The 7,553-nt window shown below is 39.9% G+C and carries 6 protein-coding genes; all 6 read left to right on the top strand.

The features are described from left to right. Positions 1-1,720, top strand: a 1,720-nt coding sequence (gene acs, locus WA010_RS11440; RefSeq protein WP_422557243.1) for an acetate--CoA ligase, incomplete at its 5' end; no start/stop codon positions are given. 103 nt (positions 1,721-1,823) lie between these two features. Beyond that, a complete protein-coding gene (locus WA010_RS11435) occupies positions 1,824-2,351 on the top strand; it encodes a YaeQ family protein (RefSeq protein WP_422557242.1) in 528 nt (175 codons plus the stop codon). Positions 2,352-2,451: 100 nt separating this feature from the next. Beyond that, positions 2,452-3,174, top strand: a complete 723-nt coding sequence (locus tag WA010_RS11430) for an ATP-binding protein (RefSeq protein ID WP_422557241.1) — start codon at positions 2,452-2,454, stop codon at positions 3,172-3,174. Positions 3,175-3,432: 258 nt separating this feature from the next. Beyond that, entirely contained in the window at positions 3,433-4,161 is a 729-nt protein-coding gene (locus WA010_RS11425; protein WP_422557240.1) for a PAS domain-containing protein, read from the top strand. A gap of 3 nt (positions 4,162-4,164) precedes the next feature. Further along, complete coding sequence (locus WA010_RS11420) at positions 4,165-7,356, top strand: CheR family methyltransferase (protein WP_422557239.1); 3,192 nt, start codon at positions 4,165-4,167, stop codon at positions 7,354-7,356. Position 7,357: 1 nt separating this feature from the next. Then, positions 7,358-7,553: response regulator transcription factor (locus WA010_RS11415; RefSeq protein ID WP_422557238.1), on the top strand; the 196-nt coding region annotated here is incomplete at its 3' end.

Here is a 7,553-nt window from a genome sequence, read left to right as displayed (position 1 = left end):
CCAATGTATCGACCGTCACCTCAGCTCTCGCAAAAACAAAGCGGCGATTATTTTCGAAGGTGACCGCGGCGATAAACAAATCATTACCTACCTTGAGCTTTATTACAACGTAAACAAATTTGCAAACCTCCTTAAAAACGAGTTTCATGTCAAAAAAGGGGATCGTGTCGTTATCTATATGCCGATGATCCCTGAAGCAGCGTATGCGATGCTCGCGTGTGCTCGTATCGGTGCGATCCACTCAATCGTTTTCGGCGGATTCTCTTCCGAAGCGTTGAAAGACCGTATCGAAGATGCAGAGGCAAAAGTGGTTATCACCACCGATGGAGCATTTCGTAAAGACAAACCGTACATGCTCAAACCGGTTGTGGATCAAGCCATCGATGAAAAATCTCCGGTTGAAAAAGTTCTCGTCGTCGAGCGCAACAACGAAGATATCACATGGGTAGCGGGACGCGATTACTCATACAACGAACTTATCAAAAATCAATCGAGCATTTGTGAAGTCGAAGTAATGGATGCTGAAGATCCACTTTTCCTCCTCTACACATCAGGTTCTACCGGAAAACCGAAAGGGGTTCAACACAACTGCGCGGGATATATCCTTTGGGCGCAAATGACGATGGAATGGGTATTTGACGTCAAAGAAAACGACACCTACTGGTGTACGGCAGACGTTGGCTGGATTACCGGACACACCTACATCGTCTATGGCCCGTTAGCGATGGGTGCAACCACCGTTATGTTTGAAGGGGTTCCGACCTATCCGGATGCGGGACGTCCGTGGAAAATGGTCGAAGAGTACAAAATCAACCAATTTTACACCGCTCCGACTGCAATCCGCGTATTGCACAAAATGGGTGAAAATGAGCCATCAAAGTATGATCTTAGCTCTCTCAAAGTCCTAGGAACCGTCGGTGAACCGATCGACCCTCCGGCATGGAAATGGTATTATGAAGCAGTCGGTGCAAGTAAGTGTGCGATCGTCGATACCTACTGGCAAACCGAAACCGGCGGACATATGATCTCTCCATTGCCAGGTGCAACTCCGATTAAACCGGCGTGCGCGACATTCCCTCTTCCCGGGATCATCGCTGAAATTCTTGATCCTCAAACAGGTATCAAAGTCGCAGCGGGTGAGGGTGGTTATATGTGTGTAACCCGTCCGTGGCCTTCTATGATTCGCGGCATCTGGGGTGATCCTGAGCGTTTCGTGAAATCGTATTTCGGTGATGTAAAAAAAGACGGTCAGCCGGTATACTTTACCGGTGATGGCGCAATCTACGACGAAGAGGGATACATCACGATCACAGGACGTACCGATGACGTTATCAACGTTTCAGGTCACCGCATGGGAACCGCTGAAGTGGAAGCGGCATGTAAAAAACATCCGAACGTAGCGGAAGTCGCCGTAGTCGGTAAACCGCATGACATCAAAGGTGAGGGAATCTTCGCCTACATCGTCCTCAAAAGCGATGACACCGTTGGTGAAGAGATGGAGATGGTCAAAGAGATCAACAAAGTGATCATGAAAGAGATCGGTAACATTGCGATTTGTGATGATATCGTTTTCGTTCCAGGTCTTCCGAAAACTCGCTCAGGAAAAATCATGCGTCGCCTCCTTCGCTCTATCGCAAAAGGCGAAGCGATTACTCAGGATATCTCGACTCTCGAAGATCCAAGTATCGTGGCGACGATTGAAGCAAAAGTGAAAGGGTAAGTTTTACTCTTCACGCTTCTTTCCGCTTCAGCGGAATTTTCTTTCTATTTTCTTGTTACTAAGCCCCCTTATGCCATAATCCCACACTTACAAGGGAGTTCTCATGGCGGCAGGTTCAACGATTTACAAAGTACAACTCAGTATCGCCGATATGGATCGCAACTACTACGAGACCCATGAGATCACGATAGCCCAGCACCCCTCCGAGACGAATGAGCGGCTAATGATCCGCCTCATAGCCTTCGCCCTCAACGCGATCGATCGTATGGTGATCACCAAAGGGATCGGCGGTGACGATGAACCTGAACTGTGGGAGAAAGATTACAGCGGCGATGTCGTGCTTTGGATTGATTTGGGGCAGATGGATGAAAAACGGCTCCGTAAAGCGTGTGGACGAGCGGAAAATGTGATCGTCTACACCTATAACCTCAAAAGTGCTACCGCGTGGTGGAGACAATACGGTGCGACGTTTGCGCGGTTTAAAAACCTCCGCGTAATACACCTCCATACCGAAGATATCGAGAAGCTCTGTGAGCGCTCTATGCGGCTTCAATGCAATATTAGTGATGGAGAGTTGAGTGTTCATAGTGATCGGGGTGATGTTACCATTACGCAAGAGCAGTGGCAATAATACGCCACTATTCGCACTATCTGATCCTCCTTTATCTCTAAAACTACTACCTTTGGCTATACTTACTCCATACATTAATCTCCATTAACGGAAAAATCTTATGAAACGAAAAATCGGAAAATTTAAAAGCTCTATTTCTACACTTGAACTACAAGATCGTGTATTACGTGAAAATACCCTTATTTTAGCGGAACCTGGTTCGGGAAAAACTCATTTGGCAAATAAAATCCGTGAATTTGTTATTGCGAATAATATCCCTACCCTTTACCTTGATTTTTCTAATCCGACTCCCGATCAGGTCGAAGAAAAATTTAAAACCAGCAGCGATTTTCATTATATGTGTTTTGATGAGAGTGAAACATTTAATACTATTTTAGATCAAGCGATTGCAGAGCGTCAAAATATTTATATGGCGGTTAACCCTAGCTTTTTTGCTAGTAAACGGGATATTAAAAGCAAACTTTCACAAATGATGCAAAAGCGTGAACTTTTGGATAACTACTATTATATTATGCAAGAGATTGCGAGTTTGGAAGGGTTTTATACCAAATTTGAAGATTTCATTTTTTATATTTTCGATCTTGTTAATCTCAAAAAATTTGGGTTAACTTTCTTAGCTCAACCGCATGAAATGTTTGAAAATCCGCGTATCAAATTACTCTATTCTTTCCTTTTTATTGGTCGTTGTTCAAATGCCTATTATTACAATACAACGGTTCTTCGTTCAATGGAACCGAATACTTTTTTATATCAGCATCGTGCAGATAATCGGTCTCTTTTGTTCAACAATATTCAAAGTGATATTGTCTTTATTGATCAATAATCTTCCTATGTGGAGTGTGTAGGAAGTCTTCATCACATTTATTTATCAAATCATATATTTTTAAAATATGTTCAATTGTTTTTTTATTTAACTTAAGTGTAATTTATGCCTAAAATAAGGTATGATGATTTGTACTAATGGTTTTAGCGTCATTTGTGTCAAGGAAGTTGAAAATAGCTTTTTTTTAAAAGGTCGGCACTCTTTTATCGCCATTATTTGGCAGTTAAAAAGACACTTTAAAGATACTTTTGTATTAGAATGGCTTTTATGAATGCAAAAACACTGATAAAGTTATGTGATAAATGTTATTGGAACCCTCTTACCCAAACGGTGATTGAAGATAACCATATTTTGGTGTTGACATCTAGCATGACTAAATTACTCGCGATATTAATTGATCATTATGATAAACCGGTGAGCAGTGTCGATATATTTTTTCATATTTGGGATGATTACGAAAAAGAGTTTAATCCGAAAAGTGTTCGCAATCTGATTAGTAATCTTCGCAAACGAATACCGTGTTTGATTATCAACAACTATTACGGGGGACGTTATGTTCTCAAAAAATATCGTGATAATGTCCCTAATATTACCGATTATGTTCTCGAAATACTCGATCAAGCAAAAAATGGGGTTACCATTTCTGACCCAAATTTACCGGACAATCCTATTATTTTTGTTAATGAAGCGTTTAGCGAATTATTCGGTTATACCTCTGAAGAGGTAATTGGACGTAATGGTCGTTTTTTACACGGAGAAGATCGAGATCAAATTTCACTTAAAGAGATTCAAAAAGCACTTCAAGAAGAGCGGGACATTACGGTGACACTTCGTAATTATACGAAAGAGGGTGAATTAATTTTTAATGAACTTACTATTAGCCCTATTTTTGATAAAAAAACAGAGAAGTTAAAATATTTTTTAGGTGTTCAGAAAAACGTGACTGCCATACAAAAACTGATTCAACAAATCAAAAGGATGTTATAGACAATGGCAAAGAAAAAAGTGAATAACGACTATGCTAATCTAACAATCGTAGGTTTGGGGGCAAGTGCAGGAGGATTTGAGGCACTTCAAAAATTTATTCAGAATATTGAGCCATCGAGTCGAATTGCTTATGTTATCGTTCAGCACCTCGATCCAAAACAGCCTACAATGTTAGGGACACTCTTGGAGCGATTTTCAAAAATCCCTATTGTCGCTGTGAATGATGATCTTGAGCCTTTGGCGGATCATATTTACTATTGCCCTCCTAACTCAGATATCGTGATCGAAAATGGTCATTTTAAACTCGTTACACCTTCTCTTAAGCCTTATCCAAAACCATCGGTTAATCGATTTTTAAAATCTTTGGCACTGGAAAAAAAAGAAAAAGCGATCGGAATCATCCTTAGTGGTACCGGAAGTGATGGAGCAGAGGGGATTGTTGCCATAAAACAAGGGGGCGGTATTGCTCTCGCCGAAAACGAAGATGCCAAATATTTTTCAATGCCAAAAGCCGCTATTGATACCCATGCGGTCGATGCGGTACTACCATCGGAATTATTAGCACAAGGGATTCCCTACGCGATTGATGATCCGAAATATTTTGATCGACATTTCGATCTTTTAGACAATATCGATAAAGTGTTTCGCTTGTTGAACCAAAAAAGCGAAGTTGATTTTAGCGATTACAAAGAAAATACGATTCATCGTCGCTTAGAGAGACGGATTATTGATACAAAATCAGAAAGTGTTAATGATTATATCGACCTTTTACAACGCTCCCCCGCTGAAATTATGAATCTTAAAAAAGAGCTTTTAATCATTGTCACCTCACTGTTTCGAGATAAAGATGCGTTTAAAGCATTAGGGCTTGAAGTTGAATCTCTCTTAAAAGATAAGCTCGATAATCACCTTCGTATATGGATCGCGGCATGTGCTACTGGTGATGAAGCGTATTCGATGGCTATTGTTATCAGTGAGCTTTTGAAAAAAATGGAGATTACCAAAAAAGTGACTATTTTCGCCACCGATGTGAGCGAAGAGGCAATTGATGAGGCACGAAGCCGAAGCTTTAGCGAAGATGAAATTCATGAGATTGACCCACTGATCCTCTCCACCTATTTTGTTGAAAAAAATCACCGATACACTCCGATCAAAGCAATACGAGATATGATCGTATTCTCAAAGCACGATGTGATCAAAGACCCACCGTTTCTTAATCTCGATTTGGTGAGTTGTCGTAATTTATTGATCTACTTTAACTCCGAATTACAACAACGTGTCATTAGTATCTTTTCGTACGCACTGCGTTATCAGGGATTGATGTTTTTAGGACTCTCTGAGACCATTGGAAATCTCACCTCTATTTTTGCTATTGTCGATAACAAATACAAAATTTACCGTAAATCGAACGATATGGGTAATATCGATATTGAAGCACTTGCCTATTTCCAAAAAAAGGATTTCCAACGCGGTTCTCGAAAATTGCGGGATGAAGTGAATGCACTGGATATAAACGGTTCGATTAACAATGCCGTAGCGGGTTTTTTCGCTCAAAACGGTATCGTTGTCGACTCCAGTGGGGGTATTTTATTTTTTAAGGGAGAGAATAAATATATCTCCCATCCTAACGGGTTGGCAACCAACGATATTTATAAACAAGTTTCTGATTTCCTTCGGCTCGATTTACGGGCAACTATTAATGAGGCAGTTAGAAACGAGCACGTTACCGTTTCAAAAAAAATTCGTGTTTTACCGCTCACGGATGATCGAGTTTATGTCACTATCACTGTTTTTCCTCTTCCGCGAAACAGACTGGCTGAAAACAGCTATTTTATTGTCTTTGAAGAGATAAATGAAACCGATCGATCCGTTCTCCTTTCCCACCAAATGCAGGTACATGATATCAATGATGTTAATATTCTTGAAAATGAGCTGACAGCCCTCAAAGAGCGTTTACAAATTACCATCGAAGAACTCGAAACCTCAAACGAAGAACTTCAAAGTACGAACGAAGAACTTCAAAGTACCAATGAAGAGTTACAATCGACGAACGAAGAGTTAGAAACCTCGAACGAAGAGCTGCAAAGTACAAATGAAGAGCTACATACCGTTAATGATGAGCTGGAACACAAAAATAAAGAGTTGGCATTTGTCAACGAAGCATTGAATAAAGTAGTCGAAGTGATCAATACCGATGTGTTGATTTTGGATAAAAATCTCGATCTTTTTCTTCATACCAAAGGGATGGAACGTTTTTTCAAAATCAATTACATCCATAAAATTAATCTTAGTGAAATCATTATTAATGCACTCGTTTCAATCCCCGATTTATTTGAAAATGTCAAAAATGTTGTCCAAAACAAAACCGAAGTGGAATACGATTTGATCATCGATAATCGTATTTACTGGTTTCAAATCAAATCGATTAACTTCTCAAGTGATGATTTTGGGGTTATTATCGGATTTACCGATAAAACGGACATTATCCGTAATCAAGAGCTTATGTTTCAACAATCAAAGCTTGCCAGTATGGGAGAAATGATTGGTAATATTGCCCATCAGTGGAGACAACCGCTCAACTCGCTTGCCCTCAATCTTTTTGCCATAGAAAAAAAGTTCCATACGGATACTGTCAATAAAGATCTCTTTCATACGTTTGTGGAAGAGTCCCAAAAAACCATTCAGCATATGTCTACAACCATCGATGACTTTCGCGATTTTTTCAATCCGAACAAAGCTAAAAAGTTGTTCAAACTCTCATTTGTTATCGATAAAACGATTTCGTTTGTCCATGATTCCTTTAAAAATCATGGAATTACTATCTACTACGATGATAAGGGTGATCTTGAGATTTTCGGATATGAGAATGAGTTTGCTCAAGTGCTTATCAATATTTTTAATAATTCTAAAGATGCAATACTAAAAGAAAAACGGGATGATGGATTTATCCGTGTCGGAATCGAAAGTAAAAATGAGACGGCTATGGTTATCATTACCGATAATGGCGGCGGAGCCTCCGATGAAATCATAAATCGGGCATTTGAACCCTACTTTACCACCAAAGAAAAAAAAGAGGGGACGGGTATCGGACTTTATATGTCCAAAATGATCATCGAGAATAGCATGAATGGCTCGATTCGTATGGAATCCATTTCGAACGGAATGAAAACTGAAATCTCTGTGCGAGTACAATAAAATGCTTAACTCATTGACTCTTTTGTACGTCGAAGACGATGAATCAACGATACGCTCTTTTCTTAATGCTTTTGGTGATTATTTTAGAGAGGTGATTATCGCACGAAATGCTGAAGAGGGTTTGGAATTTTTTGAGATACATTCACCTCATATTGTGATTACCGATTTACAGCTTCCTAAAATGAGCGGTTTAGAGA

The organism is Sulfuricurvum sp., assembly GCF_049305995.1.
Taxonomy (GTDB): Bacteria; Campylobacterota; Campylobacteria; order Campylobacterales; family Sulfurimonadaceae; genus Sulfuricurvum.
This window is presented reverse-complemented; position numbering and strand designations above follow the sequence as displayed.